The 342-nt window shown below is 70.5% G+C and carries 1 protein-coding gene; it reads right to left on the bottom strand.

Going from position 1 to position 342, the window contains the following annotated elements:
* A partial coding sequence (locus tag NP777_RS47360; protein WP_256656396.1) for a condensation domain-containing protein occupies positions 1-342 on the bottom strand: 342 nt, incomplete at both ends.

Here is a 342-nt window from a genome sequence, read left to right on the forward strand (position 1 = left end):
ACAGGACGCGCACGATCCACCGGCAGCGCCAACTCCTCCGGCAACCCCGCAAGCCGCTCCCGCCAGAACCCCACCTGACGGTCGAACACACTCCCCTCAACACCCTCCACACCCAGCACCTCGCGCTGCCACAACGCGAAGTCCGCGTACTGCACCGGCAACTCCGGCCACACGGGCGCACGGCCCGCGCGCCGGGCGGTGTACGCGGCGGACAGATCGCGGGCGAGCGGGCCGAGCGACCAGCCGTCCGAGGCGATGTGGTGCATGGTGAGCAGCAGCACATGCTCGGCCCGCTCAGCAAGGGAGAACAGATCCGCGCGCAGCAGAACGTCGTCCGCGAGA

Source organism: Streptomyces rugosispiralis (assembly GCF_024505145.1).
Taxonomy (GTDB): Bacteria; Actinomycetota; Actinomycetes; order Streptomycetales; family Streptomycetaceae; genus Streptomyces; species Streptomyces rugosispiralis.